This is a genomic window from Sphingosinicella sp. CPCC 101087 (genome assembly GCF_004151485.1).
GTDB lineage: Bacteria > Pseudomonadota > Alphaproteobacteria > Sphingomonadales > Sphingomonadaceae > Allosphingosinicella.
In genome coordinates, this window is record NZ_SBFF01000004.1 from 161,709 (window position 1) to 188,661 (window position 26,953).

Here is a 26,953-nt window from a genome sequence, read left to right on the forward strand (position 1 = left end):
CTGCGCCCCTCATTCGTACCGGAGGGCGATGATCGGGTTCGATCGTGCCACCCGGAAGGCGTGCCCCGAGATCGTGCCGATCGCGATCGCCAAGGCGAGCAGGCCGGCCAGCACGAATGGTGCCGGACCCAGGTCGATGCGCGCGTCGAACGTGTTCAGCCACTCGCGCATCGCCCACCAGGCGGCCGGCCAGGCGATCAGATTGGCGACGATCACCGGCTTGGAGAATTGCCAGGCGAGCAGCCGGACGATGTCTCGGGTGCGCGCGCCGAGCACCTTCCTGATCCCGATCTCCTTGGTCCGGCGTTCGGCGGTGAAGGCGGCCAGGCCGAACAGGCCGAGGCAAGCGACGATCACCGCCAGAGCGGCGAAGCCGGCAAAAACCTGGGCGCGGGCCTGCTCCGCTTCGTAGAGCTCGGCGACTCGCTCCTCGCTGAATTCTCCGTCGAACGGGACGTCCGGGGCGAGACGCTTCCATGCCTGCTCGACGCGGTTGCGAACGGCCTGCGGTTCCGAAGTGTCGTAGCGCAGCAGCAGGTTGTTGGCGAAGGTCCGGTCGAAACGGAACATGATCGGCTCGATCGGCGTGCGGATCGACCGGAATCGGCTGTTGCGGACGACGCCGATGATCCGGGTCGGCACCAGTCCGTCCTCCGGATCGAAGAAGGTGACCATCACCGTCTTGCCGACGGCGTCGGCCGGATCCTGCCAGCCCATACGTTGTGCCGCGAGCTCGTTGATGACGACGTTGATGCCGCGCGCGACCAATGGTCGCTCCATCTCATCGGTAGACGGGAAGGGCAGCGTCGAATCGTCGGCGGGGCGGCCTTCCTCGAACAGGCGGCCGGCGACGCGCTCGATCCCGAGCGTTTCGAAAAAGCCGAGATCGATCGAATAGCTGCCTATGCCGATCGGCTCGGCCTGGCCCGGCACCTGCACGCCGGTCGTGCTCGTGCTGCCGGTGGCGACGCCGATGCCCGATCGGCCGACCGAGACGATTCCGGGAATGCGCTCCATCTCGTCGACGATCGTCTCGGACCGTTCCATCAGCTCACGACGGCCGAAATTGCCGATCTGGATAACCCCGTCGCGGCGGAATCCCGGGTCGGCGGTCCGGGCGAAGACGGTCTGAGCGTAGACCACGGCCGTGCAGATGATGAGGCCGATCGACACGGCGAACTGCGCGACGACGAGTATGTTGCGCAGGCGGCCGGAGCCGGCGGCCTCGGCGGTCGACTTGTTCGCCTTGAGCACCTGGGCCGGCTGGAAACGCGACAGATAGAAAGCGGGGTAGACGCCGCCCGCGGCGCCGACGACGAGGGTCAGTGCCAGGATCGGCAGCAGCATCCCGTCCATGCCGAAATAGGTCATGGCGAGATCGGCATCGAGAAAGGCGGACATAGCGGGCAGCAACAGCTCGACCATCGCCAAAGCGATGACCATCGAGATGGCGGCGATCAGCACCGATTCCAGCAGGAATTGGGTGACGAGCTGCTGGCGGTTGGCGCCGAGCACCTTCCTCAAGGCCACCTCGCGGGCGCGCTGACTGGCCCGGGCCGTCGCGAGGTTCGTGAAGTTCACGCAGGCCATGCCCAGGATCAGAAAGGCGATGACGGCAAAGGTAACGATTGTCTGCCGATCGTTGCCGGGCGTCATCGACGCCCGCTGCGCGTCGCCGAGATGAACGTCGCGGATATTGGCGACCTTCCAGTCCTGCTCTTCGCCTGCGTTGAAGGTCTCGGTCCCGAACTGCTGGTCGGGGATGTTGCGCCGCTCCCAGGCGGGGAGTTGCGCCTCGATCGCCGCGGGATCGCTGCCCGGACGCAAGCTGAAATAGTACCAGCCCGACTGCCAACCCCAGCTGGTCAGAAAATCCGGCGTGTCGGTGAAATAGCTCGCGGGATCGAATCGCGCGATCAGACTGAAACGCATGTGGCTGTTGCGCGGCACGTCGCGCGCGATGCCGGTCACGCGAAAGTCCGTGGGGACGCCGCGAGCCACCAAGGTGACGGTCTTGCCCATCGGATTCTCGTCGCCGAATATCCGACGCCCTTCGGTTTCGGTGAGCACGATCGATCCGACCTGCGAAAGCGCGGTGCGCGGATCGCCCTGGACGAGCGGAAAGCGCAGCACGTCGAAAAAGCGATTGTCGACCAGCAAGGCGTCCTCGGTCGGCAGCGCCTCGCCGCCGCGCATGATCACCGGACTGCTGGACAGCACGTAGACGCTGCTTTCGACCTGCGGAAAATCCTGCCGCAGGCGCTGGCCTGCGACATAGGAAGTCATCTGCAGCCGGTCATCCTGGCCGGTCTGGCGCGAGCGGAAATGGCTCTGAAACTGGTAGGTGTTCTCGGCATTGGGAAGCCACTCGTCGTAGGTGGTCTCGTAACGGACGTAGAGGAGCAGCATGAGGCAGGCGGCAAGGCCGATGGCCAAACCGACGATGTTGATGAAGGCATAGGTGCGATTCTTGGCCAGGGCACGGATGCCGACGGTGAGATAGTTGCGCCACATAGTCTTCTGCTCCGCATTTGCCTCGCCGCTTCGGCAGAGGCACGAGCCGCCGGGGCGGCGAAGGGAAAGGGGCGCTCGTCCGGCTTGGGGACGTGGGCGACCGCCTCTCCCCACCTCCCCCTTTCGGGAGAGGGGATTCGATCGTCAGGCCGCGCGCCGGTGCTCGATCAGGATTCGGCCGTCGAGCATGTTGACGACGCGGCCGGCATAATCGGCGTGGCTCGGCGAGTGGGTCACCATGACGATGGTGGATCCTTCGGCATTGAGCGCCTGCAGCATCTTCATCACTTCCTCGCCATGGGCCGTGTCGAGATTGCCGGTCGGCTCGTCGGCGAGGATCAGCTTGGGGTTGGCGACGAGTGCCCGGGCGACGGCGACACGCTGCTGCTGGCCGCCCGACAGCTGACTCGGGCGGTGCTTGGCGCGATGGGCGATACCCACCTTGTCCATCACCTCGTCGACCCGGGCGCGCCGCTCTGCCGCGGGGACATTGTGGTAGAGCAGCGCAAGCTCGATATTCTCGCGGACGCTAAGCTCGTCGACGAGATTGAAGCTCTGAAAGATGAACCCGATGTTCCGCTTCCGGAAGTCGGCGAGCTTCGATTCAGACAGGCCCGCCACCTCGGTGCCGTTGAAGACGTAGGACCCGCTCGTCGGGCTGTCGAGCATCCCGATCACATTGAGCAGGGTCGACTTGCCGCAGCCCGAAGGACCCATCACCGCGACGAACTCGCCGTCGGCCACGTCGAGGAAAATCCCGTCGAGGGCGGTCGTTTCGACCATGTCGGTGCGGTAGACCCGCGACAGTTCACGCATGCTCAGCATCGGTCTTTCCCTTCTTGCCCACTCTCATTGTCCACTAAGGTCGAGCCGGTCGCGTTCGGCGAAACCGGTATAAGGCGAGGTGATGACGCGCTCGCCCGGGTCGAGGCCTTCGAGCACCTCGATATGATCGGCGTTGCGGCGGCCGAGGCGGACCTGGCGCTTGACCGCGCTGCCCCCGTCGGGCGCCACGACGAACACCCAGTTGCCGCCAGTTTCGTTGTAGAAGGCGCCGTTCGGGATCAGCAGAGCCGGCGCCGGATCGCCCAGCGTCAGGCGGATCTGCACGGTCTGTCCGCGTTGAAGGTCGGCCGGCTCCTGGCCGATGAAATTGAGGTCGATCTCGAATGCGCCGTTGCGCACCTGCGGGTAGATCTTCCCGACCCGCATCCGATAGGGCCGGCCCGCGACCTCGGCGGTGGCCACCTGACCCTCGGCCACGCGGCCGAGATAGAATTCGTCGACCTGGGCGCGCAGCTTGTTGCGCCCGGCGCTGTCGATCTGGCCGAGGCGCTCGCCCCGGTTGAACGACTGGCCCACCTGTATCGAGAAAGCGGTAAGCTGCCCGGCGACCGGCGCGCGCAGGTTCAGTGCGTCCAGGCTGGCGCGAGCCAGGTCGAGGCTCTGGTTGAGCGCGTTGGTCGAGGCGCGAAGCTGGGCAAGCTGGCTGGACTGCAGCCGCTCGTCGGTCGACTGCGTGCGGCGCAGCACGGCTAGGCGATCGCGTGCGGCCTCATAGGCGTCGCGGCTGTCCGCGAACTGACGCGCCGGAACATAGCCACGCTCGGCCAGCGGCCGCTGCATCTCATATTGGCGCTGGGCGGTCTGGACGGCGAGCTCGGCCTCGATAACCGCGCGCTCGTTTGCGAGCCGGTTCTGCGAGAGAGCCAGTTCCTGGCTGCGCATCGAGTTGATCTGCTGCGTCACCTCGGTCTGGCGCGCGAGAACATTGAGTTGAAGGTCCGAGTTGGAAAGGACGGCGAGCAACTGGCCCGCCTGGACCATCGCACCGTCCTCGACCATCACCTGCTCGACGCGGCCGCCCTCGACGGCATCGAGGAAAACGGTCACGAGGGGCTCGACCCGAGCGCGCAGCGGCAGGAAATCATCGAATCGGCCGCGCTCGACCGTCGAGATGGTCAGCCGCGAAGTTTCGACAGTCTGGCTGTTGGCGCTGGGCGCGAACCAGTAGAAGAGGAAGGCGGCCAGAAGGACGCCTGCTGCGGCAATGCCGATCTTGACCCGGTTGGACAGGCCGCCTCGCGCGACGACGCGGTCCATGCCGCCGCCGCTCTCGGGCCGTCCTTCAGGCTTCTCAATCCGCACTACGCTCATTCACGCACACTCCAATGCTCATGCCAACGGCGGGCAGCCGCTGTCCGAATCCGGACAGAAGCTGTCCGCCGCCGCACACCACCGGTCCTGGACCCACGTCTCACGCTGCAAGCGGCAGCGCCACGAACGTGAGGAGGCCGGTCATGAGAAAGCCGACCGTGAAAGCCAGCGCTTCGAATCTTGCCATGTTCATGCTCCCTGAAGCGGTTTGCCCCTGCACCGGAAGTTCAGCAGGAGCCGTGCCAAATGAAAAAAGCGGCGGATTTCCGCCATTTTCCGACGGCGGCCGTCACCTCGAGCCACGGCCGGGACTGTCCGCTTCCGAACAGGAATGTCCGAGGCCGGACGACACTGGCACGCTTATTGATTGGAGCTTATCGATCAGCTTGGGAGGGCTCAGTGACCGAATCGAAGCGCTTCGGGCGCTGCATCATCATCGACGACGATCCCGACATCCTGCTGTCGGCGCGGCTTCTGTTGCGCGACATGTTCCGCGAAGTCGCCGATTTCCGGTCACCCGAGGCCGCGCTGGCGGCGATGGAGCCGGAGCTGCCCGACGTGATCCTGCTAGATGCCAATTTCGGGCGCGGCGCGACCGACGCGGCAGAGGGATTCCACTGGCTCGCGGAGATATTGAAGCGCGATCCGCAGGCGGTGGTGGTGATGATTACCGCCCATGCCGGCGTGCAGATCGCCGTCGAGGCGATGAAGCGCGGCGCAACCGACTTCGTCTCGAAGCCCTGGTCGAACGAACGGCTGCTGGCGACGGTTCGCACCGCGGCGGCGTTGCGCACCTCGCGCGAGGAAGCCTCAACGGAGCGCAAGCGCGCCGCCGCCGTATCGGCGCCGGCGGCCGGCGGCGAGATGCCGTTGATCGGCCGGTCGCCGGCGATGGCGCGGGTCTGGTCCCTGATCGAGCGGGCAGCGCCGACGGAAGCGAACGTGCTGATCCTGGGAGAGAATGGCACCGGCAAGGAACTGGTGGCGCGCGAACTCCACCGTCGTTCGCGCCGGGCCGATCAGGTGCTGGTCTCGGTCGATCTCGGCGCGGTCGCGGAGAATTTGTTCGAAGCGGAGCTGTTCGGTCATGTGAAAGGGGCCTTCACCGACGCGCGGGGGGACCGGATCGGCCGCATGCCGGCGGCGAACGGCGGCACCTTGTTCCTCGACGAGATCGGCAATCTGCCTCTTCACCTGCAGCCCAAGCTGCTGACGGCGCTCGAGCAAAGACAGGTGATCCCGGTCGGCGCCAACAAGCCCGTACCGATCGACGTGCGCGTGATCGCCGCGACCAACTGCCCGCTCGAGCTGCTGGGCGACGAAGGACGGTTCCGGCAGGACCTGCTGTTCCGCCTGAACACGGTGGAGATCGAGCTGCCTCCCTTGCGTGAACGACGACAGGACGTGATGTCGCTCGTCGACCATTTCATCGCGCTGTACGCGAAGAAATATGCCAAGCCGGCGCGGGAGATCCCCGAAGAGGTCGTCGCGGCGCTGGAGGCTTATGACTGGCCGGGCAATGTGCGCGCGCTTCGCCATGCCGCCGAACGCGCGGTGATCCTCGCGGAGGGCGAGCATTATACGGTCGAGGACTTTTCGCTTTCACGCGGTGCCGCGGCGCGCGCCTCGGCGCCGGCACCGGCCCCGGCCCCGGTCGGCCGCGACGACCTCAACCTCGAGCGGGCCGAGAAGCAGATGGTCGAGGAAGCCCTGAAGAAGCACAGCTACAACATCTCGCTGGCCGCCGCCGAGCTCGGCCTGACCCGCGCTTCGCTCTATCGGCGGATGGAGAAGCATGGGCTGTAGCGCAAAGGTCGAGCGAATCTCAGCGCATTCCGTTCAGGGATTCGGGGGCTCTCGGCCTTGCCGGCGGGAAAGGACGCCCCCCGAGCCGAGTTGGCGTGAGGACGGCGTGGGCGGCCCATGTCGGAGCCGGCAGCCATTCACCTTTGCCTGGTCCACCCCAGTCCCTTCCCGTGAAAGGGAGGGGCCCTAGATGCGTTTCCGCAGCCGCTTCATCATCGGGCTGGTGTGGCGCCTCGGCCTGCTGCTGGCCGCCGCGTTCGGCTTCGTCCAGTCGCTATCGATCGAGGGGCTGGGAGCGGCCCGGATCGTTGCTGGCCTGCTCGTCATCGGTGCCGCCACGCTGTTGTGGCGGCACGTGCAGCGGACCAACATGGAGCTCGCCCGCTTCATCGACGCCGTCCGATTCGCCGATTTCAGCCAGGGCTTCTCGCACCGATTCGACGGGAGCGGCTTTGCGCAGCTCGGCGCCGTGCTGGACGACGCGATCAAGCGGATGCGCGACGAGAAGCACAAGCTCATCGACGCCAACCGCTTCTACGAGGCGGTGCTGGACGATGCGCCCACCGCCTTGCTGACGGTCGACGAGAGCGGCAAGGTGGAGCTCGCCAACAAGGCGGCACGGCGGCTGCTGATGCGCCACCGAGGCGTCCGGATCGAGGACTTTCGCGAATATGGCGACGCCTTCGCCGACGCGCTCGAGGGCGGCGCGATCAACCGGCCGCGACTGGTTCCCCTGGTCAGCGACGGCGTTCCGCAGACGATGCTGGTCAGCGCCGCCGTCGTGCACCGGCTGGGCGGCTCGGTGCGGGTGGTGGCGGTGCAGCCGATCCAGGGCGAGCTGAACGCCATCGAGATCGCAGCCCAGAGCGACCTCATCCGCGTTCTCACCCACGAGATCATGAATTCGATGACCCCCGTCACGTCGCTGGCACACAGCGCTGTCGAGCTGATGCGCCGGCTCGATTCCGGGGCCGGACCGGAAATGGCGGATGCGCGCGGGGCGGTCGAGACGCTGGCGCGGCGGGCTGACGGGGTGATGAAGTTCGTCGAGAGTTATCGCCAGATCAGCCGCGCGCCGCAGGCCCGGCCGCGTCCGATCGACGTCGCCGCCTGGGGCGCCGAGCTCGAGGCCCTGTTTCGGGCCGGAGACGTTGCGGATGGGGTCGAGTTCACCCTGGCTGTTCCGGACGGACTGCCGCCGATCGAAGCTGATCCGGACCTGATGAGCCAGGTGCTCATCAACCTGCTGCGCAACGCGGCGGAGGCGGCGCGGAGCCATTCGGAGCGGCCCTGCGTCTCCCTGTCCTTCGGTCGGACCCGATCGGGGCGGACCCGGATCGAAGTGGAGGATAACGGCCCCGGCGTTCCGCAGGGGCTGCGCCAGGACATCTTCCTCCCTTTCTTCACCACCAAGGCGAAGGGGACCGGCGTCGGGCTCAGCCTGGCCCGCCAGGTGGTGCTCGCCCATCGCGGATCGATCAACGTCGACGCGGGCCAGAGCGGCGGCGCCCTGTTCCGGATCGTGATCTGAGAGGCGGGAGATCCAACACAATTCCCGCCCTGCGTGCAGCCCAGGCGATTCACGCCTCTTCCGCCAAGTTCCATAGCCGCAGCCCGTCTTGCCAGCGAAGGCTGGCATCCAAGGGGACCAGGCTCCTGGAAACCGAGGCCGGACGGACCCCAGCTTTCGCTGGTGCGACGAACAAGAACAGAATGGGTGAACGCGATGCCCCGGCGCGCGGGGAGGCAGAGCTCAAGAGAGGGCGCCGGCCTGTGCCTCCTCGAGGGTCGCGATCGGCTCGACCTGGTCGACCGGATCGGCAAGGGTGAGGCCATCGAGGATGCGGGCGGTCTCGTCGCGCACGAGCAGCATCGCCCGATGCAGCCGGCACTTCTCCTCGCTGATGCAGTTGCGGCAGGCCTCGTGCGCCAGGCGGCTGGCGCAGGGGAGCAGACCCAGTGAGCCGCGGGTCAGCCGGACGATCTCACCATAGCTTATTTCCTGGGGGGGCCGGGCGAGCCAGTAGCCGCCCTCGCGCCCGCGCATCGTCGCGATCAGACCGGCCCGGCGCATCTGCGAGAGAATGACGGTCAGGAATTTGGGCGGCAGGTTCTGCGCCTCGGCAATCTCGGCAAGCTGGACCGGCCCTTCCCCGTAGCGATCGGCGAGATGGAGCAGAGCCCGAATTGTGTACCGCGTCCGTTGAGAAAGCATGGGGCCCCAATGGACCGCGGCGGCGCGAATCGCAACCGGACGCCCCCTTCGGGCCATTCCCGAAAGCGCCTGACAGCCGCGAAAGCCGCCTCTATCACGAGCGGCGCGAGGCTCTCGGTCGAAGGGAGAGCGCGAGGGGAGAGGTCAATGGCACAGGCGCGGCGGCCGTTCTGGCGGACGCTCTATTTCCAGGTGCTAGTCGGGATCGCGCTCGGCGTGCTGGTCGGCTGGCTGTGGCCCGAGACCGGCCAGTCGCTGAAGCCGCTCGGCGACGGTTTCATCAAACTGGTCAAGATGATCATCACGCCGGTCATCTTCCTCACCGTCGTCACCGGCATCGCCGGAATGGCCGACCTCAAGGCTTTCGGGCGTGTCGGCGCCAAGGCGATGGCCTATTTCCTGACCTTCTCGACCCTGGCGCTGGCGGTCGGGCTGGCGGTCGGCAACCTCGTCCGGCCCGGCGAGGGACTAAACATCGACCCGGCGACACTGGATAGGGGCGCGGTCGCCGGTTACGTCACCGAGGCGCAGGAGCGCACGCTCACCGAATTCGTGCTGCACATCATCCCGGACACGGCATTCAGCGCCTTCACCTCGGGCGAGATCCTCCAGATCCTGTTCGTCGCCATTCTGTTCGGCATCTCGCTGGCGCTGGTCGGTGCGCGCGGTGAAAGGGTGCTGAGCGGCCTTCGCGTGCTCACCGCCATCGTATTCCGCATGGTGCACATCCTGATGTACGCGGCGCCGATCGGGGCATTCGGCGCGATGGCTTTCACGATCGGCCAATATGGCATCGGCTCGCTTGCCAACCTCGCCGGGCTGATCGGCACCTTCTACTTCACCTCGCTGCTGTTCGTGGTCGTGGTGCTCGGATTGGTGGCGCGGACGGTCGGTTTCTCGCTTCTCGGCCTGGTTCGCTACATCAAGGACGAGCTGCTGCTGGTGCTCGGCACGTCGAGTTCGGAAAGCGCGATGCCGCTCCTGATGGAGAAGCTGGAGCGGGCCGGCTGTCCCAAGCCCATCGTCGGCCTGGTCGTGCCGACCGGCTATTCCTTCAACCTCGACGGCACCAACATCTACATGTCGCTGGCTGCCTTGTTCATCGCCCAGGCGACCAACACCGAGCTGACGCTGGGCGACCAGCTGCTGCTGATGGCCGTGGCGATCATCTCGTCCAAGGGCGCCGCCGGCGTGACCGGATCCGGTTTCATCGTGCTCGCCGCCACCTTGTCGGTAGTGCCCTCGATCCCCGTCGCCGGAATGGCGCTGATCCTTGGCGTCGACCGGTTCATGAGCGAATGCCGGGCGCTCACCAATTTCGTCGGCAATGCCGTAGCGACGATCGTTGTCGCGCGCTGGGAGAAAGCGGTCGATCCGGCCCGGCTTCGCGCGGCGTTTCGCGGCGAGGGGGGCGAGCTCACCGAGAAAGAGAGCGACCTGCTGCAGATCGAAGGGAAGAGCGACGTGCCGGCGCCGGCGGCCGAACCCGGCTGAGCGGGCTCAGGATGGCGGCAGGCGGCGATGCGGCATCTGCTCGCTACCGACGCGCAGCGCCCGGATGGCGAGACGTATCTCCCAAAGGAAGAGGGCGAGCCCAGCGATCAGCAGCAGCATCGTAATAATGAACAGCCAGGCGATCTCCCGTCCGAAGGCGAAGTCGGCGAGGTCGGCGATGAACATCATCGCGATGAGCACGCAGACGGACAACGCCGCGGCGGTGCAGGCGGTGATCGCCCAGTTCACGACCGTGACCCGCCGGTCCAGGATGTGCAGCTCGTCGGTGGCGATCCGGCGCGCATGCATGTCGAACTGCTCGAAGTCGCGCTGGAGGCTTCGCTCGCGCTCGACGGCGCGGGCGAGGCGCTGAGTCAGCACGCTCAGGAGTGCGCCGATGCCGGCGAGCAGGAATACCGGAGCGATCGACAGCTGGATCTGCTGGGCGATGGTCGAGACGGCGGCCTGGCTCATGGTCACGGACCTAGCCGGTCGGATCGCCGATGATCAATCGGATTGGCGGGCGCAGGCGTCGGGCCTCGGCCCGATGTCCTAGCATCACCTGCGCCTGTTCGGTTAGCAGAGGTACGAAGCGGGACGAGGCGCAATTGGCGGAACATCACGGCCATCATCATCACCATGGCGGGCACAGTCATGCGCCGGCGGACTTCGGCCGCGCCTTCGCCATCGGAATCACGCTCAACATCCTGTTCGCCACGGCCGAGGCCGCCGCGGGCCTGGCCTTCGGCTCGATGGCCCTGCTCGCCGATGCCGGACACAATTTTTCCGACGTGCTCGGCCTCGCCGTCGCCTGGGTAGGCGCCGGCCTGTCGAAGCGACCGCCGACGCGGCGATTCACCTGGGGCTATCGCGGCTCGTCGATCCTCGCTTCGCTCGCCAACTCGCTGCTGCTGCTCGTCGCCTTGGGCGCGATCGTGCTCGAGGCCGCGAGCCGCTTCACGGATCCCCCGCCCGCCCCCGGCCAGGCAATGGTGCTGGTCGCGGCGATCGGAGTCGTCGTCAATCTCGCCACCGCCTTGCTGTTCGTCAGCGGTCGCAAGCGCGACCTCAACATACGCGGCGCCTATCTCCACATGGCTGCCGACGCCGGCGTCTCGGCCGGGGTGGTCGTCGCCGGGCTGCTGATCCTGTGGACCGGCGCAAGCTGGATCGACCCCGCCGTGACCCTCGTGATCGCGGCGATCATCTTCTGGAACACCTGGGGCCTGCTCAAGCAGTCGGTGTTCATGTCGCTGGGGGCGGTGCCGGAGGGAATCGAGCCGGAGGAGGTGGAGCGGGCGCTCGCCGGCCTGCCCGGCGTGACCGCGGTGCACGACCTCCACATCTGGCCGATGGGCACGACCGATACGGTGATGACCGCGCATCTGGTCATGGCCGACGGGCACCCGGGCAACGGCTTCCTCGCGAGCGCCCAGAAGCTGATGCACGACCGGTTCGGAATCGGCCATGCGACCCTTCAGATCGAGCTCGAACTCGGCGCCGACTGCCAGGATTGCGGAACGGAAGAGGCGGTGAAGCAATAGCGCGGCGCTGCACGCCGCATCACGGCGGACTTGGCCGCGCCGACGACGGACGCTTCCCGGGACGAACGCAGGACCCGCACCGGAAGACCCGCCTTAGCGGATGCCTTGGGCCTCGCGAACGCGTATGGTCGTCGCGGGCGTGACGCCCAAGGAGCAGCGACATGGCCAAGGGTCAGAAAAAGTCGAACAAGGAAATCCGCAAACCGAAGGCGGAGAAACCGAAGAAGAATGCCTCCAATCCATCGACCAAAGGCATCATCCACGACGCCAAGAACTGAGGTGCGGAATGGGCGAAAGCGCCGACAGGGACCGATTCGATCTCCAGCGGTTCGTGGCGGCGCAGGAGCCGATCTACTGGCTGGTCCAGGCGGAGCTGGCCCGCGGGTGCAAGGAAAGCCATTGGATGTGGTTCGTCTTCCCGCAGATCGCTGGCCTCGGCTACAGCGCCGCCGCGCGGAATTTCGCCCTTTCCGGCCTCGAGGAGGCCCGCGCCTATCTAAGCCACGCAGTGCTAGGATCCCGGCTGCGCGAATGCACCGAGGCGGTGCTGGCCCACCGCGAGCTGACCGCCGAGGAGATCTTCGGTCGGATCGACGCGGTCAAGTTCCGGTCGTCCATGACCCTGTTCGACGCAGTCGAGGCGCCGCCGTCGCCCTTCGCCGAGGCGCTGGACGCATTCTATGGCGGGCAGCGTGACCCGGCGACCTGCGAACGGCTGGCGAAGAGCTGACCGACGCCCGACATCGGCTGAAGTCCCGAATCAGCCGCAGCGAACCCGTTCGGCCGGCGGGCCGGCGGCCTCGACGGCGAGCCGGTCTTCGGCCGTCCTGCGCAGCGTCCGCGTCTCGCGCCAACTTTCCCCCTCGCCCTGGAAGGCGAGATCGACTTCGACGTGCCCGCCATCCGTTTCCCGAATCGCTTCTATGCGGGCGACGCTCTCGTGGAATCGAAGCCGCCCCGGCTCGACGACGAGCCGCATCTCGCTGCCCGAGCCGGCGCACGCGGCCGCGCTCTGATCCCAGGTTCCGAGGAAGCGCGCCGGCAGCGCCGGCACCGGGGGAGCGGAGGGCTCGGCCGGCGAAGAGGCTTGAGGCCCGGACGGGATCGCGCGGGCGCTACCGTCCTCCGGGAGCCCCCTATCGACTCGCGCGGGTGAGCTTTCGGCCGCCCGATCGGGTGGCGGACCGCAGGCGGCAAGAGCGAGCGCAGGCGCAAGCAAGGCCGCCAGGCGAAGGGTTCGACGAGACATGGGGCAGAAAGGCAGGAAAGAGGCTCGGAGTTCCGAATCCGTCTGGGATGGATTGCGCGCCGCCTGAGGCTGGACGATCATTCCGCCGTTCAACGCGGCCATAGCCGGCATCGGGACGATCAATTGACGAACGACGCAAGACGCCTGATCGAGGCCCTGGACTTGGCGCCCCACCCGGAAGGCGGCTGGTATCGCGAGACGTGGCGCGCCGAGGCGCCCACAGGGGGGCGCGCCTCGGCCACCGCCATCTAGTTCCTGCTCGAAGCGGGTGAGCGTTCACACTGGCACAAGGTGGACGCGACAGAGCTGTGGCTGTTTCACGCGGGCAGCCCGCTTCGGCTCGACGTGGCACGGTCCGACGCAGCGCCGGTCCGCACGGTGCGGCTCGGGAGCGGCGTGCTTGCCGGCGAGGAGGCGCAGGTGAGGATCGCGCCGGGCGAATGGCAGTCCGCCGTTGCGGACCGCGGCTGGGCCCTTGTTTCCTGCGTGGTGTCGCCCGGATTCGAGTTTGCGGGGTTCACCCTGGCACCGCCGGGCTGGGCGCCCGGCGGCTGAGGCGGCCTCGGCAGCCGGTCTCAACCAATCGTCCCGCCAGCGCGACAGGCTACCGCTTCGCCGGAACCCGAAAGACGGGTCGCGATTGGCAGCCCGGAGGCGCCGTCGATTGCGTCGGTGCGGCGAGGAGACGCGATGATGGAGATCGCCCTCGAGATCGCCGCGACCTTGCTGGTCGCGATCACGATGGCCCTGTCGCTGGCCCATGCGCTGGAGTTGCCGGGCAAGATGCGCCTCGACCGCGAGCAGTATCTGGCGGTGCAACCGATCTACTATCCCGGTTTCACGATCGGCGGCGCGGCCGAGCCGCTCGGGACGGTCGCCGTGGCCGCGCTGCTTGCGACGATACCGGTTGGAACGTCCCGCTTCTGGTTGATCGCCGGGTCACTGGCGGCACTGCTTGTCGTGCAACTGATCTTCTGGACGATGACGCAGCCTGTGAATCGCTACTGGCTTCAGGCGCAGCCGCTGACCGGATCTGCACGAAATTTCTTCGACACCGGCGCCGCCGCCGAGGCGCCCGGCGACTGGAGGTCGATGCGCGACCGGTGGGAACGCTCGCACGTGCTTCGTGCGGTCGCGGCTATGTCGGCGTTCGTGCTGCTCGTCGTGGCCGTGGCGCTCTGAGGCAGAGCGTTTTCAGAACCTGACGATGAGCGGCACGTTCGGCCGGAAGTCGACTTGCTGATTCTGAGAGCCGTGGTCGAGCTCCAATTCCATCAGCCATTCGTCGCCGACCCGCAGCTCCGCCGCCCAGCTGAGATTGACGAAGGAAGCGGACGGCGGAAGCGCCAGGCGCGTCGGAGCGCTTACCCGGAGCCCCGTGATCCGCCGTGCGCCGTTCGGGTGCAGGAACGGCTCGGCCGCGGCCCCACCGGCCGCAATGGCGGCGCGGTTTGCCGCTTCATCGACGCCTTGAGAGGCAATGAACAGCGTGACGGTCCGCGCGTCGAGCGGCGAGAGCATTTCGATGCTGCTGCCCGGTCCCATCCAGGGCGCGGCGACGCGCCATGTTTCGAACGGGAAAGTGGGCGGCGTCGCCGAAGTGCGGCGGAAGCCGATCCCGAACGGCGAGTCCCCCGAGCGTCGCCAGTCGGCGCGCCTGGCGAATCGCGCCTTGGCCATCGCTCCGCCGTCGAGCTCGGGCACGTCGTTATCGGGCCAGATCAGCTCGAAGGAACCGTTTTCGAACGCGATCCTCGCCGAGGCCGTACCCTGCCCTTCGTGCGCGTTGATCGTTGGCACGAAGCGGAAGCCCGCCGCCTCCAGCATCGGCCGTTCCGGTCCACCCTCACGAACCGCCATCCAGGCGTGGTCGAGGACCAGGACCGGATCGGTAGGTGCGGGACGCACGTAGCGCTCCTCACGGGGGCCGGCACAAGCGGCGGCGAGACAGAGGAAGGCGAGCGTGAGTGCGCGAAACGGGGACGCCTGCGACAAAACAAAGTCTCCCTGCTGGTGCCGCGCCTTATCGGGCGGTCCGGCGCGGCGGGCAAGGCCGCGACGGAGACACAGCCCGGTGCAGGCAGCATTCCGTTCTCGCCGAACAGCACCTAGCCTGGCACGCATGATTCGCACGCTCGCCTGTCTGGCCTTGCTCGCTTCGACTCTTGCCTGCGGAGAATCCCCGCCGGCGGCGGCCCCCGAGCCTCGGCGGGAGGCGGACGCCGCCAGTCCAACCGCGCCGACGGCGGACAAGGTGCGGGTTCGGCTCGAGACCGAAGCGGGCGCCATCGACCTGGAACTCGACGCCAAGCGCGCGCCGATCACCACCGCCAACTTCCTCGCTTATGTCGACAAAGGCCGTTTCGACGGCACCCGCTTCTATCGCGCCTCGCGCACCCGCGGCGCCGAGGAGCGCGGCTTCATCCAAGGAGGCATCCAACGCAATTACCGGCTGATGCTGCCAGCGATCGCGCACGAGCCGACGTCGCAAACCGGGATCCGGCACGAGGCCGGCACGATATCGATGGCGCGGACAGCCCCGGGAACCGCGATGGGGGAATTCTTCATCACCGCGAGCGAGATGCCCTCGATGGACGCCGGCGCGGGCCGGGAAGGAGACGATCTGGGCTTTGCGGCGTTCGGCAGGGTCGTCGGAGGCCTCGATGTCGTGCGAAGGATCCTCGCGTCGGACACCGTCGAGGAGGCCGGCCGCGGCGCGATGCGCGGGCAGATGCTTGCCAATCCGGTCGAGATCGTTCGCGCGCGGCGGCTCGATTAGGGAACATGGTGTCTCCCGCATCTTTTGCGGGATTCCGCCAACAGTGTAGTTGCTATTGAGAGGCGTTCTCAATAGATAGGCGGGATGCTGGACTGGATAGCTCCTCACCCCGTTCTCGATTCGCTCCCGATAAACACGCGCAAGATCGTGCTTGGCCTGCGCGCCTGGGCCGTGACGGCTCGGCTTGGCAGATGCTCGCTGCACGCGGCGGCCGAGCCGCTCGGCTCGCAGCGTGCCGCGGCCCACCTTCACCTGATGGTCGGGGAGATAAGGGAGCTGTGGCCGGAACCGTTCGCGGTGAGCGGGCCCTGCTGTGCCGGGCTCACCCATGACGAAGCCGTGCTCGCCGAGATGCTCCGTCTCGGGAACCGTCGGAGTCGCCTCGCCTTCGATCGGCTGCTCGAGGAGATGATCGGCGCCGAAGGCCGGGAACGCCTGTTCATTTCGGCCTGTGTCCTGATGCAGGTGATGGAGTAGAGCGTCCGAGCCGCTGGCGAAGGCTGCCGGCGATCACTTCGTCGCCGGCAGGTAGATCTCTCCGCCTTTGTCGCGGAACTTCTCGCTCATCTCGGCCATGCCGGCTTCGGCATCGGCTTGCGTGAGGTCCGAGGCAAAGCTCGCTCCACCCCCCGCCTCGGGTGGACGTACCCCCTCCCCGCGCAGGGGAGGAACCGGAGCGGCCGCCAGAAAGTCCGACGTGTTCTGCCTCGCCGCGAAGTCGCGGACCTCCTGGGTGATCTTCATGCTGCAGAATTTGGGGCCGCACATCGAGCAGAAATGCGCCGTCTTGGCGCCTTCGGCCGGAAGGGTCTGGTCGTGATATTGCTCGGCCGTGTCGGGATCGAGCGACAGGTTGAACTGGTCGCGCCAGCGGAACTCGAACCTCGCCCGTGACAAGGCATCGTCGCGAAGCCTGGCGGCCGGGTGGCCCTTGGCGAGGTCGGCGGCGTGGGCGGCGAGCTTGTAGGTGACGACGCCTACCTTGACGTCGTCGCGGTCGGGGAGGCCGAGATGCTCCTTGGGCGTGACGTAGCAGAGCATCGCCGTCCCAAACCAGCCGATCATCGCGGCGCCGATCGCGCTGGTGATGTGGTCGTAGCCGGGGGCGATGTCGGTGGTGAGGGGCCCGAGCGTGTAGAACGGGGCCTCGCCGCAGGCCTCGATCTGCTTGTCCATATTGGCCTTGATCTTGTGCATCGGCACGTGGCCGGGGCCCTCGATCATCACCTGGACATCGTGCTTCCAGGCGATCTGCGTCAGCTCGCCCAGCGTGGCGAGCTCGGCGAACTGAGCCTCGTCGTTGGCGTCCGCAATGCTTCCGGGCCTCAGGCCGTCACCGAGGCTGAAGGCGATGTCATACGCCTTCATGATCTCGCAAATCTCCTCGAAGCGCGTGTAGAGGAAGCTCTCCTGATGATGGGAGAGGCACCATTTCGCCATGATCGAGCCGCCGCGCGAAACGATCCCGGTCACCCGCTTCGCCGTCATCGGAACGAAGGGCAGCCGCACGCCGGCATGGATGGTGAAATAGTCCACCCCCTGCTCCGCCTGCTCGATCAACGTGTCCCGGTAGATCTCCCAGGTCAGCTCCTCGGCGATCCCGCCGACCTTCTCGAGCGCCTGGTAGATCGGCACGGTGCCGATCGGCACCGGCGAGTTGCGGATGATCCATTCGCGCGTGTCGTGGATGTTGCGGCCCGTCGACAGGTCCATGACCGTGTCCGCACCCCAGCGGATCGACCAGACCATCTTGTCCACCTCGGCGGCGACGTCGGAGGCGACGGCACTGTTGCCGATATTGGCGTTGATCTTGACCAGGAAGTTGCGGCCGATCGCCATCGGCTCGCTCTCGGGATGGTTGATGTTCGACGGGATGATGGCGCGGCCACGGGCGACCTCGTCGCGGACGAATTCCGGGGTGACGTAATCGGGAATGGCGGCGCCGAAATCCTGTCCGTCGCGGATCTGATCGAGAATGGCCTCGCGTCCGAGATTCTCGCGAATCGCGACATATTCCATTTCCGGCGTGACGATGCCGCGACGGGCATAATGCATCTGGCTCACATTGGCGCCGGGCTTCGCGCGGAGCACCTTGCGGCGGACGTTGGGAAAGGCCTTCACAGCGCCGGACCGATCCGGGCCGAGCTGCCCGTTGTCCTCCGGGCGGACCTCACGCTGCGCGACCTCCTCGACATCGCCGCGGCCGCGGATCCAGTCGCGGCGCAGTTCGGGCAGCCCCGCCATGATGTCGATTCGGGCATCAGGGTCGGTGTAAGGACCGGACGTGTCGTAGACGCGCAGCGGCGGCTCGCCCGACGAAGGCTCCAAGTGGATCTCGCGCATCGCCACGCGCAGGCCGGCGCGGCCCTCGACATGCACCTTGCGGCTGCCACGGATCGGACCGGTCGTTACTTGAAGCTCGGTGCGTGCAGGAATGTCGGCCATTTCGCTCTCCTCATGCGGGAGGATAGAGGCCTGGCGCGCACTCACCCTCCCTACGCCGGCGCTAACCGGATCAGGTTCGACGGGTCTCGGGCTCCCGGCCCGACTCTCAGCCGCGGATCAGCGGCCCCCCGGGGAATGGTCGACTCTTAGGGGCTATGGCGTGGCGACGGAAGCCGGAATCGGGCAGATCGGCGGAAGCACGCATTGGCCTGATCCTTTCAGCCGGCCTGCGTCCAGTTATGGCTTCGGTTGCGTCGATCCTGCCATGTCATCAAGGAATGCCCGCTGCATCGCGCTACGCTGAATGTTGGCATGGTATCTGTTCGAGGTTGAATAATAGACCCGGAGCAAGCGGAGATCCCATTCGGTCAGGCTCGGCGGGGCCGTTGCCGCCCGGCGGCCACGCTCGTCGAAGAGGTTCAGAATCGTCGGTGAGCGAAGCAGACGGGCGCGGCTCGGATCGGTGGCGATGAAGGTCCGCAAGGTAGCATAATCGGCGATCTGGATCGGGGTGAGCCCATTCAAGGCCGCGGTTTCGATCACCAAGAAGGCAGCAAGAAAGATGGGGCGCGTCGGCGAGGTGGTGCGCGTCTGCAGCCCCACCACCCAGCTTTGTCCTTCTATGTCGTGCGTGACCTGCTGACCGTCGCTCCCCACGAGCTTCCTGACCTGCCAGCTGACGGTCGGGCCGGGGGAGGCGGCCAGCTGCGCCAGGTCGCTGGCTCGAAGTCCCGTGAACATCTCCGGATCGCGCTCATGGAGGGCGCGGATCGCGTCGGCCTTCCCCGGCGCTGCCAGAACGACGATGTTCGGAGCGCAGCCGACCGGGGCCACGGCAATCCCCGCCGCAGAAGCGACCCGGCGCATCCGATCGGCGATGGCACGGTTGCTGGCCTCGCCGAGACCGGCCGCAGCCGGACAAACCGGGGCTTCGAACCGGCTCAGCTGCTCGTCAGGACCGGACTGCGCGAAAACGTCGATGACGCGCTGCACGCGACGGTCGAGATCCCGGTGGCCCTCCACCACGATCGCGCCGTCCGCATTCGTGCCCGACACGTCTTGAGCGGCACCTGGCGCCGAGGCCAAGATCGCGAGGAGCCAAGGCGCTAGAACGCGAAGCATAGCCTGCCTCCGGGAGATGTGCTGCAACGAGAGAATAAAGGAGATTCGCCAGGCGATCCAGCGCCGCGCGAAGCCTGCGCTTCGGCACGGGCCTGGAAGCGCTCCCTATCCTTCGGCCGCACATCACCTGTCGGACCGGCCGCTACCTTCGGTGGGGTTCGGCGAGCCTCGGTTCATCGCCGACTGCCGCAGGTGGGATGGGCGGCGCCAAGGGCGAGCTCCAATGTCGAGGGCGTGGCGATGGAGGCCGGAATCGGGTAGACCGGGCCGAAAGGGAGAGGCCCGCGAGGGCCGGGGACTGGCCCGGCTTCGAGGCGCGGTGGCGGATCGTCCGCCTCCGGTCCGATCGCTCGGGCGCTGGTCCCGGCGCTGGAGCGAGAGGCGCCGGCCTCCACGGAAAGGCAATTCATCAGCCATGCAATTGATCGAGATCCTGCTGCCGCTACGCGACAAGGAGGGGCGGCCGTTCGACCCGACGATATGGGCGCAGGTACGCGAGGAGCTCATCGACAAATTTGGCGGCCTTACCGCCTTCACGCGCGAACCGGCCGAGGGGCTGTGGGAGGAAAATGGCAGGCGCGACAAGGATGAAATCGTCATCCTCGAGGTGATGGCGGAGACGCTCGACCGCAATTGGTGGCGGACCTATCGCGAGGAACTCGAGCGGCGGTTCCGGCAGGACGAAATCGTGCTCCGCGGGCGGGAAATCGAGCGGTTCTAGGGGACGGGGCGGCTTCGACAGCGCTCACACGCGAGTCAGCCGCGCGCTGCCTTCCAGCAAATAGACTCGTGTCAGCCCTTCGAAACCTGAATCGGTGCCGATGATCAGCCACAGCCGACCATGCGAGTCGCTGCTTACGACGGGTCCTCCACTGCCGGTGGCAAGCGTCTTGCGCGAATAAAGCGGCGCGAGACAGTCTCCGGCCGGGACGTTCTGGGCGAGATTGCCGATCGCGATAACATCGCGCCCGCCTTGCGTCTGGTTGCCCTTGTCGAAATTGGTCCTGACGAACCCCTGCTCCACCACCTTGTCCGGCCGCACGCGGGAGGCCCCGGCCTTGACCGTGACCGCCTCGCCGGGGGCTCCGCCAATGCCGACGCAATCGGGCGGGGCGTTGGTCGCCAGCGTCACCGAAAGCTCGACCCGGTAGCGCGCTCCGGCTGCGAGCCCGTCGAGCAATCGGCTGACGTACATGAACACATCGTCGGCGACGTTCGTGCTTTGCAGGTAGATTCCGGAACGGTCGTCGACCGAGGGAGGCAGCCGCTCGTGACCGAAAGCGAAACCGATGCTCGATTCCTGGCCAAGAGCATAATCGGCAATGGCCGGCTCCCAGCCCGCGAAATTATCGGCAAAGCTGAAGTTGAACGTCACTTGCCCCGGCGGCGGTGGTGCGGGCGGCGGCGGTCCGGGTGGCGGAGGCGGGTTGGCGCCGCTGCCGCACCGCCCAACAAAGCCGGCACTCGAGGCCGAGGCAAGGAAGAGACGGCGGGTGAGCAGCATGGCAGGCTCCATTTTCCGTGCCGGGGCCGGCAAGCAGCCTTCGGTTCACCGAGTCCGAGACGCCGCCGCTCGCCTCGTCCCGCAGCATTCCGGAATCAGCGCGTGCAGGTGGACGGCAAAGGCAGCTCAAGTTCGAGAGGCGTCGCGATCGGCGTTTGGCCTTCGCTCAACTTCGACAGAGTCAGGCCGAGCAGCCGGATGCCTTTGGGCGGCGGCAGCAGGCCGCGCAGCAACGCACAGCCTATCTCAAGGAACTCTTCTCGGCCGGCGACCGGCCGATCGAGGCTGCGGGCACGCGTAACGATCCGGAAATCTCGATATTTCACCTTTAAAGTAACCGTTCGTCCGACGATTTTCTTCTCCTCGATCCGGCGCCAGACGGTGCGGCTGATCCGGTCGAGTTCGGCGACCAGGGCCGCCTCGTCCATGAGGTCGTCGAAGAAGGTGTCCTCGGCTCCGATCGACTTGTACGGCCGGTCCGGCTTGACCTCGCGGCGGCAGATGGCGCGGGCGAGATCGTAATAATAGCGGCCGCTGCTGCCGAAATTGTGGGTGAGGAAAGCGAGACTTTGGGCTCGCAGGTCGGCGCCGGTCTCGATGCCGAGCCGCCCCATCTTCTCGGCGGTCTTCGGCCCGACTCCATGGAAACGCTTCACCGGCAGGCTGGCGACGAAGTCCAGGCCCCGCGCGGGCGTGATCACGCACAGGCCGTCCGGCTTGTTCTGGTCGCTGGCGAGCTTCGCGAGGAACTTGTTGTAGGAGACGCCGGCACTTGCGGTGAGGCCGGTCTCGGCGCGGATGCGGGCGCGTATCTCCTCGGCGATGCGGGTGGCGATCCCGACGCCCTTGAGATCATCTGTCACGTCCAGATAAGCCTCGTCCAGCGACAGCGGCTCCACGAGCGGCGTATATTCGGCGAAGATGGCGCGGATCTGGCGCGACACCTCGCGATAGGCGTCGAAGCGCGGCTTGACGAAGACGAGGTCAGGGCAGCGCCGCCTCGCCGTTACCGACGGCATCGCCGAGCGAACACCATAGCGACGGGCCTCGTAGCTCGCGGCCGCGACGACGCCGCGGGCGCTCCCGCCGCCCACGGCGACCGGCTTGCCGCGAAGCGCGGGGTCGTCGCGCTGCTCGACGCTCGCGAAGAAGGCATCCATGTCGATATGGATGATCTTGCGCACCGGTTCGGGCGAGGACGTCGGCTGCGGGTCGTTCACCCTTTGTCTTTAGAGCGTTTCCAGTGCGGGCGGAACGGCCCAGGTTCGAAAATGTGCGAAAACCGGCGAGCAAGCGGGGCGGAGCGGGAGGTGCCGTTCATTCGGTCCGACGGGCGTCACGTCGCGGACATGGCGGTGCGCCTCCGGTTCGGCTAAGTGACGTCGCATGGGACGCGGGCAACGCGAGGGGGTGCTGATCGCGGGCGGCGGCGTCGCCGGCTGCCTCGCGGCGTTGGCCATGGCGCGGCTGCGGCCCGAAGTACCGCTGACCATCGTCGAGGAAAGCGACCGCTTCGGCGGCGACGGCTTCCATCATCTTTTCGAGGCCGAGCTCGAGGAAGCGGAGCGGACGATCGCGGCCGATCTGATCGAGCAATCCTGGCCGGGCTTCTACGTCGCCTTTCCGGACGTCCGGCGCAATCTGAAGGCGCCGCTCGGCGGTTTCGAAGCGGCAGTGCTGCACCAGGCGATGCTCGAGACCCTTCGGCCCGACCAGTATCGACTCGGCACGCGGGTCGTCGCGATGCGCTCGGACGCGCTCGAGCTGGACGGCGGCGAGACGATCAGGGGCGACGGTGCGATCGACGCACGAGGTCCCGCCAATCTGTCGACGCTCGATCTGCTCTACGAGGCGCGGGTCGAGCGGATTGTCCGGCTCGAGGCGCCGCACCGGCTCGACCGCCCCCTGCTCGCCGACGCCACTGGCGAGCAGAGCATCGGATTGACCTTCATCCAGGCCTTTCCGATCGATGCCGAACGGCTGCGGATCGCCAAGGTGCTGATTTCCGAGCGCGTCCAGGCGGACGAGGCCGCGCCGGCGCGGCTCGACCACTATCTTACGACGCGCGGGTGGAGAGTCGCGGAATCGCAGGCCTGCCCGGCACCGGGGTCGGCGCGGCCACTGCCGACCGGCGGCGACTTTGGCGCCTATTGGCGGATCGGCGGCGCCCGGGTCGCGAAGCTCGGCCTGCGCGGCGGCTTCGTCCAGCCGACGACCGGCCGCACCGCCCCGGACGCGCTCCGCAACGCGCTGCTGCTTGCGGCGCAGCGGGACTTTTCCGGCGACGCGCTTCACGACGTATTCGAGGATCAGGCGAAACAGACGTGGCGACGACGCGAGCCGCAGCGAGGGGTCCTCGCCGCCGTCGCGGCCGCCGGTCCGGCCGAGCGGCGGGCGTTGCTCGAGCAGATATATCGGCTCGATCCCGGCACTATCCTGCGCTTCCACACCGACCGGCTCGGGCTGCTCGACCGGCGACGGATCCAGCAGGCCGTTCGCAACCGAAGCGCAGCGATTCCGAGTTGAAGCGAGCTAGCTGACGAGCCGACGAGCGGCCTGAGCGGCGGCTCGGCGGGGACCGTGCCAGTCCTCCGGTTCGGGCCGAGCCGTCGCCAAGCTCAACCCCTCTTCCAGATTATCCGATCTCGACCACGCCTGAACCGCCTTTTCCGGCGCGGTGGAACCTGTTCACTTCCGGACAGAAACTGTCCGGGCGCGGGCAGCGCTTCGAGCCGCCCTCTCCCCAGTCCGAGAGAGGGGCGATGGCACGGATCCTGCTCCGGCCCCGGAGAGGGCCTCACGGGCAGGCCGACGGGAGGAAGGCAGCATGACAACGGGAATGAGATTCGCCGTGACGGCCGCTCTGGGGGCAGCCGCCATTCCGGCAGCCGCGCAAACGCCGGTGCCGGTGCCCCAATTCGACTCGATGGAGTTGCGCGGCGGCGGGACCGTGACCCTCAGGCACGGAATGCGGCAGCGCGTGACCCTGCTCAGCGGCGATCTGGAGACTTCGCGCTTCACCGTGGATGATGAGGGGCAGCTGACCATCCAGGCATGCCGCAACAGCTGCCGGGACTATCGTTTGCAGGTCGAGATCGTCACGCCCGATGTCGGCGCACTAGCGATCCACGGAGGCGGATCGATCCGGACCGCGGGCGCATTTCCGCGCAGAGCCAATCTGGCGGTGGCGATCACGGGCGGCGGGACCATGGACGTGGACGAAATCGAGTCGGCCAACGTTGCCGCCTCGATCCGCGGCGGCGGTACCATCGTCACGCATGCACGCGCCAACCTGTCCACCAGCATCGTCGGCGGCGGATCGGTCCGCTACCGGGGCGACCCGCAAATCTCAACGGCCATCAGCGGCGGCGGAACCGTGTCGCCGGTGGGTTGAACGAAACGGCTCCGACGCATGGGGGCCGGAGCCGCCCGTCTCCCTCGAAAGGGGCGACGAGGGAGACATGAAGCCGCTCAGGCGAGACGCCCGTTCAACTCGATCGCGTGCGTCATGTTGAAGAAACTGGGTGAACTGGCGATCACGGCGTCGTGAATCTCTCGATACTGATCGGCCGTGCCGTCGCCCTCGAGATGGACGACGAACTCGATCCGGCGGTAGCCGGGGGGCACGTCGTCAACCAGGCCGAGGAACCCGCGTAGGTCGAGCTCGCCCGCGGTTTCGATCCGAATGTCGTCGAGGGCAACGCCACGGACCGCCGCCTGGGCGACATAGCCGACGGTCATGCAGGCATTGAGCGCCGACAGGAGCAGCTCCTGCGGATTGGGCGCCGAATTGTTGCCGAGCAGCTGGCTCGGCTCGTCGGCGACGATCTTGAACCGGCGGGCAATCTCCTTTCCGCCGATCCGGCAAGACTCGATCCGTGATTCGGAGCGGGTGCGGCCCGTCCACTGCGTCTTCACCCGAAACTCGACAAGCCCCGCCGCCGGATCCCGGCGGATGGCCTCGACCGTCTCCTCGAGCGCCTGGAGATCGATTCCGTTGAGGGTCATTCGCGTGAGAGTTTCAGTCATCAGAAGGATCTCCGTCGGGAGGCTCGCGAGAAAGGCAGCCGGTCCAGCCTCGTGTCCGCCCTTCTTTTCTCGCGTTCAGATGGCGCGCGGGCCGGCGGCCTCGGCAGGCGCAGCGGCCAGCGACGCAAGGGCACCGCTGAGCGAGGCGGATCCCACTCCGAGCAGGGCGGCGGTCGCAAGCAAGGCTCGCAGCCTCCTGCGCCTGAGATCGAGTATCTGGCCAGTCATTCGTCTTCTCCCATGCGCAGGCAGCGGCGCCGCGTCGGTGCCCGATCTCGCGCGCAGGCATGTGAGCGGGCGTGGGAATGAGCGTGTTAATTGCCGCACGAGCGGGGATCGGCTAATTTCAACGGCTCGACGCTCCGTCCGGCCGCCGGATGCGAGAGGCGATGGAGGGCGAGACGCAAGGGTCCGGCCTGGAGCTGCGCCTGCTGGGCGAGCCGTCCCTGATCAGGGGCGGACAGGCGTGTCCGCTTCCCCCCTCGCGCAAGACGCGCGCGTTGCTCGCCTTCCTTGCAACCACCGGCAAGCCGCATCGGCGCGACCGGCTCTGCAGCCTGCTATGGGACCTGCCAGACGACCCCAGAGGCGCGTTGCGCTGGAGCCTGAGCAAGCTGCGGTCCCTGGTCGACGAGCCGGACCGGCCGCGGCTGATCACCGACGGCGAGCATGTCTCGCTCGACCTGGCCGACGTCGCCGTCGACCTCCACGCATTGCGCGCCTGCGCCTCCGGCGCCGAACCGCCCGAACAAGGCTTCGATCCGCATTGGCTCAGCCCCTTCTGCGACGGGCTCGACCTGCGGCGCTGCGAGGAGTTCCAGGCCTGGTTCGCCACGGAGCGCGAGAATGTCCGTCAGCTTCAGATCGCCTTGCTGCGGCGGGTCGCCGAAAAGGCGCCGCCGACAGACCGTGTAGCGCCGTTGCGCGGCCTCGTCGCGCTCGATCCGCTAAACGAGGCCGTGCGGCTGCGGCTCGTCGAGGCCCTGATGAGGGCCGGGAGGTGCGGCGAGGCCGAGGAGCAGCGCAAGCTGGCGCTCGCGACGCTGGAGGAGGCCGGAATCGGTGCGCCGGCGGCGCTGCGACGACCGGTCGGAGAGCGGAATGTCGAGCCCGGCTCCGCTACCGTGCAGCACACCTTGTTCTGCACGGCGCGCGACGGCACCGGCATCGCTTACGCCTGCGCCGGGGAGGGCCCGGCGATCGTCAAGACCGCCAACTGGCTCAACCATATCGAATATGAATGGGAGAGCCCCATCTGGCGGCATTGGCTGCGCGAGCTCACCCGCGAACACAAGCTTCTGCGCTATGACGAGCGCGGCAACGGCCTTTCCGACTGGAAGGTCGCCGACCTGTCGTTCGAGGCGTTCGTCAACGACCTGGAGAGCGTCGTCGACGCGGCTGGGCTTGACCGGTTCGACCTGCTCGGCATCTCGCAAGGTTGCGCCGTCTCGATCGCTTACGCGGTGCGTCATCCCCATCGGGTAAAGCGCATGGTGCTGGTCGGCGGCTATGCCGCCGGATGGGCCGTGCGCGGCGATCCGGACGAGGTCGCCCGACGCGAAGCGATGATCACGCTCACGAAAGTTGGCTGGGGACAGGATAATCCCGCCTTCCGCCAGATCTTCACCACGCTCTATTTCCCCGGCGCCTCGCACGAGCAGGCCGACTGGTTCAACGAACTGCAGCGGGTCTCCGCCTCGCCGGAAGGCGCTCAGAGGCTGCAGCGGGCGTTGAGCGAAATCGACGTCCGGCCGCTGCTCGACCGGGTCGGGGTGCCGACCTTGATCATGCACAGTCGCGGGGATTCGGTGGTGCCCTTCTCCGCCGGGCGCGGGCTCGCGTCGCGAATTCCGGGTGCCCGGTTCGTCGCGCTCGACAGCGACAATCATCTGGTGCTCGACAGCGAGCCGGCCTGGCGGGTGCTGGTCGACAACCTGCGCGACTTCCTGCGCGACCCGGACTAGATCCCGGCCTTCGATTCCGAACCGCCGCTCGGCAGCCCGCTTCGCCCGAGATTCTTCCAGCATGGGCATCGTGAAGCTCATCCTGAGCAAAGGCGGTGCCTGTCGGAGGCCTTCGCGGCCGGACGGAAATG

25 protein-coding genes, 1 pseudogene and 1 riboswitch are annotated in these 26,953 nt (G+C 67.2%); of the genes and pseudogenes, 13 read left to right on the forward strand and 13 right to left on the reverse strand.

Features of this window, described 5'->3' with window-relative positions; genetic code table 11:
- Positions 1-9: 9 nt before the first annotated feature.
- The 3 genes from EKM57_RS08020 to EKM57_RS08030 all read right to left on the reverse strand — a co-directional run bounded on the left by EKM57_RS08020 (position 10) and on the right by EKM57_RS08030 (position 4,671).
- Positions 10-2,514: an ABC transporter permease gene (locus EKM57_RS08020; RefSeq protein WP_129791972.1), complete on the reverse strand. Its 2,505-nt coding sequence runs from the start codon at positions 2,512-2,514 to the stop codon at positions 10-12.
- 144 nt (positions 2,515-2,658) lie between these two features.
- Positions 2,659-3,339: an ABC transporter ATP-binding protein gene (locus EKM57_RS08025; protein WP_129791973.1), complete on the reverse strand. Its 681-nt coding sequence runs from the start codon at positions 3,337-3,339 to the stop codon at positions 2,659-2,661.
- Between the two features lie 24 nt (positions 3,340-3,363).
- Positions 3,364-4,671, reverse strand: a complete 1,308-nt coding sequence (locus EKM57_RS08030) for an efflux RND transporter periplasmic adaptor subunit (RefSeq protein WP_243450946.1) — start codon at positions 4,669-4,671, stop codon at positions 3,364-3,366.
- 399 nt (positions 4,672-5,070) lie between these two features.
- On the opposite strand from EKM57_RS08030, the gene EKM57_RS08035 reads away from it, so the two are divergent.
- Positions 5,071-6,477, forward strand: a complete 1,407-nt coding sequence (locus EKM57_RS08035; RefSeq protein ID WP_243450947.1) for a sigma-54 dependent transcriptional regulator — start codon at positions 5,071-5,073, stop codon at positions 6,475-6,477.
- A gap of 190 nt (positions 6,478-6,667) precedes the next feature.
- Positions 6,668-8,008, forward strand: coding sequence for a PAS domain-containing sensor histidine kinase (locus EKM57_RS08040; protein ID WP_129791975.1), 1,341 nt, complete (start codon positions 6,668-6,670; stop codon positions 8,006-8,008).
- 222 nt (positions 8,009-8,230) lie between these two features.
- Here EKM57_RS08040 and EKM57_RS08045 read toward each other — a convergent pair whose 3' ends face one another.
- Positions 8,231-8,692, reverse strand: a complete 462-nt coding sequence (locus tag EKM57_RS08045) for an Rrf2 family transcriptional regulator (protein WP_129791976.1) — start codon at positions 8,690-8,692, stop codon at positions 8,231-8,233.
- A gap of 147 nt (positions 8,693-8,839) precedes the next feature.
- Between EKM57_RS08045 and EKM57_RS08050 the strand changes: the two genes are divergently transcribed.
- Positions 8,840-10,186, forward strand: a complete 1,347-nt coding sequence (locus tag EKM57_RS08050) for a dicarboxylate/amino acid:cation symporter (RefSeq protein WP_129791977.1) — start codon at positions 8,840-8,842, stop codon at positions 10,184-10,186.
- Positions 10,187-10,192: 6 nt separating this feature from the next.
- On the opposite strand, the gene EKM57_RS08055 is transcribed toward EKM57_RS08050, so the two are convergent.
- Entirely contained in the window at positions 10,193-10,660 is a 468-nt protein-coding gene (locus tag EKM57_RS08055) for a DUF2721 domain-containing protein (RefSeq protein WP_129792119.1), read from the reverse strand.
- A 134-nt stretch (positions 10,661-10,794) separates the two neighbouring features.
- Between EKM57_RS08055 and EKM57_RS08060 the strand changes: the two genes are divergently transcribed.
- Positions 10,795-11,730 carry a cation diffusion facilitator family transporter gene (locus tag EKM57_RS08060; protein WP_243450948.1) on the forward strand — a complete coding sequence of 312 codons (936 nt, stop codon included), beginning with the start codon at positions 10,795-10,797 and terminating at the stop codon, positions 11,728-11,730.
- 286 nt (positions 11,731-12,016) lie between these two features.
- A complete protein-coding gene (locus EKM57_RS08065; RefSeq protein WP_129791979.1) occupies positions 12,017-12,460 on the forward strand; it encodes a DUF1810 domain-containing protein in 444 nt (147 codons plus the stop codon).
- A 30-nt stretch (positions 12,461-12,490) separates the two neighbouring features.
- Here EKM57_RS08065 and EKM57_RS22215 read toward each other — a convergent pair whose 3' ends face one another.
- A complete protein-coding gene (locus tag EKM57_RS22215; protein WP_129791980.1) occupies positions 12,491-12,979 on the reverse strand; it encodes a hypothetical protein in 489 nt (162 codons plus the stop codon).
- 123 nt (positions 12,980-13,102) lie between these two features.
- On the opposite strand from EKM57_RS22215, the pseudogene EKM57_RS08075 reads away from it, so the two are divergent.
- Both EKM57_RS08075 and EKM57_RS08080 read left to right on the forward strand, forming a co-directional pair.
- A pseudogene (locus EKM57_RS08075) lies at positions 13,103-13,534 on the forward strand (cupin domain-containing protein).
- Positions 13,535-13,669: 135 nt separating this feature from the next.
- Positions 13,670-14,161, forward strand: coding sequence for an anthrone oxygenase family protein (locus EKM57_RS08080; protein ID WP_206185347.1), 492 nt, complete (start codon positions 13,670-13,672; stop codon positions 14,159-14,161).
- A 12-nt stretch (positions 14,162-14,173) separates the two neighbouring features.
- Here EKM57_RS08080 and EKM57_RS08085 read toward each other — a convergent pair whose 3' ends face one another.
- Positions 14,174-14,887, reverse strand: coding sequence for a VOC family protein (locus EKM57_RS08085; protein WP_129791981.1), 714 nt, complete (start codon positions 14,885-14,887; stop codon positions 14,174-14,176).
- A gap of 214 nt (positions 14,888-15,101) precedes the next feature.
- On the opposite strand from EKM57_RS08085, the gene EKM57_RS08090 reads away from it, so the two are divergent.
- Both EKM57_RS08090 and EKM57_RS08095 read left to right on the forward strand, forming a co-directional pair.
- Entirely contained in the window at positions 15,102-15,758 is a 657-nt protein-coding gene (locus EKM57_RS08090; protein ID WP_129791982.1) for a peptidylprolyl isomerase, read from the forward strand.
- 84 nt (positions 15,759-15,842) lie between these two features.
- Positions 15,843-16,235, forward strand: coding sequence for a hypothetical protein (locus EKM57_RS08095; protein ID WP_129791983.1), 393 nt, complete (start codon positions 15,843-15,845; stop codon positions 16,233-16,235).
- A gap of 33 nt (positions 16,236-16,268) precedes the next feature.
- Here EKM57_RS08095 and thiC read toward each other — a convergent pair whose 3' ends face one another.
- Together thiC and EKM57_RS08105 are read right to left on the reverse strand one after the other, a co-directional pair.
- Entirely contained in the window at positions 16,269-18,203 is a 1,935-nt protein-coding gene (thiC, locus tag EKM57_RS08100) for a phosphomethylpyrimidine synthase ThiC (RefSeq protein WP_129791984.1), read from the reverse strand.
- 30 nt (positions 18,204-18,233) lie between these two features.
- A riboswitch (TPP riboswitch) is annotated at positions 18,234-18,344 on the reverse strand.
- Positions 18,345-18,440: 96 nt separating this feature from the next.
- Complete coding sequence (locus EKM57_RS08105; protein ID WP_129791985.1) at positions 18,441-19,259, reverse strand: hypothetical protein; 819 nt, start codon at positions 19,257-19,259, stop codon at positions 18,441-18,443.
- Positions 19,260-19,740: 481 nt separating this feature from the next.
- Here EKM57_RS08105 and EKM57_RS08110 point away from each other — a divergent pair, with 481 nt between their 5' ends.
- Positions 19,741-20,046 carry a hypothetical protein gene (locus EKM57_RS08110; protein ID WP_129791986.1) on the forward strand — a complete coding sequence of 102 codons (306 nt, stop codon included), beginning with the start codon at positions 19,741-19,743 and terminating at the stop codon, positions 20,044-20,046.
- A 24-nt stretch (positions 20,047-20,070) separates the two neighbouring features.
- On the opposite strand, the gene EKM57_RS08115 is transcribed toward EKM57_RS08110, so the two are convergent.
- Positions 20,071-20,829 carry a hypothetical protein gene (locus tag EKM57_RS08115; protein WP_129791987.1) on the reverse strand — a complete coding sequence of 253 codons (759 nt, stop codon included), beginning with the start codon at positions 20,827-20,829 and terminating at the stop codon, positions 20,071-20,073.
- 95 nt (positions 20,830-20,924) lie between these two features.
- Entirely contained in the window at positions 20,925-22,049 is a 1,125-nt protein-coding gene (gene dinB, locus EKM57_RS08120; RefSeq protein WP_256386871.1) for a DNA polymerase IV, read from the reverse strand.
- Between the two features lie 166 nt (positions 22,050-22,215).
- Here dinB and EKM57_RS08125 point away from each other — a divergent pair, with 166 nt between their 5' ends.
- Together EKM57_RS08125 and EKM57_RS08130 are read left to right on the forward strand one after the other, a co-directional pair.
- Positions 22,216-23,355, forward strand: coding sequence for a lycopene cyclase family protein (locus tag EKM57_RS08125; protein WP_129791988.1), 1,140 nt, complete (start codon positions 22,216-22,218; stop codon positions 23,353-23,355).
- A 313-nt stretch (positions 23,356-23,668) separates the two neighbouring features.
- A complete protein-coding gene (locus EKM57_RS08130; RefSeq protein WP_206185348.1) occupies positions 23,669-24,223 on the forward strand; it encodes a GIN domain-containing protein in 555 nt (184 codons plus the stop codon).
- A 77-nt stretch (positions 24,224-24,300) separates the two neighbouring features.
- Here EKM57_RS08130 and EKM57_RS08135 read toward each other — a convergent pair whose 3' ends face one another.
- Together EKM57_RS08135 and EKM57_RS21820 are read right to left on the reverse strand one after the other, a co-directional pair.
- On the reverse strand, positions 24,301-24,858 hold the full coding sequence (locus EKM57_RS08135; protein WP_243450949.1) for an OsmC family protein: 558 nt from the start codon (positions 24,856-24,858) through the stop codon (positions 24,301-24,303).
- Positions 24,859-24,933: 75 nt separating this feature from the next.
- The gene (locus tag EKM57_RS21820) at positions 24,934-25,086 is read right to left on the reverse strand and encodes a hypothetical protein (protein ID WP_165357273.1); all 153 of its coding nucleotides are present in this window, start codon (positions 25,084-25,086) and stop codon (positions 24,934-24,936) included.
- 149 nt (positions 25,087-25,235) lie between these two features.
- On the opposite strand from EKM57_RS21820, the gene EKM57_RS08140 reads away from it, so the two are divergent.
- A complete protein-coding gene (locus EKM57_RS08140) occupies positions 25,236-26,822 on the forward strand; it encodes an alpha/beta fold hydrolase (protein WP_129791990.1) in 1,587 nt (528 codons plus the stop codon).
- Positions 26,823-26,953 lie beyond the last annotated feature (131 nt).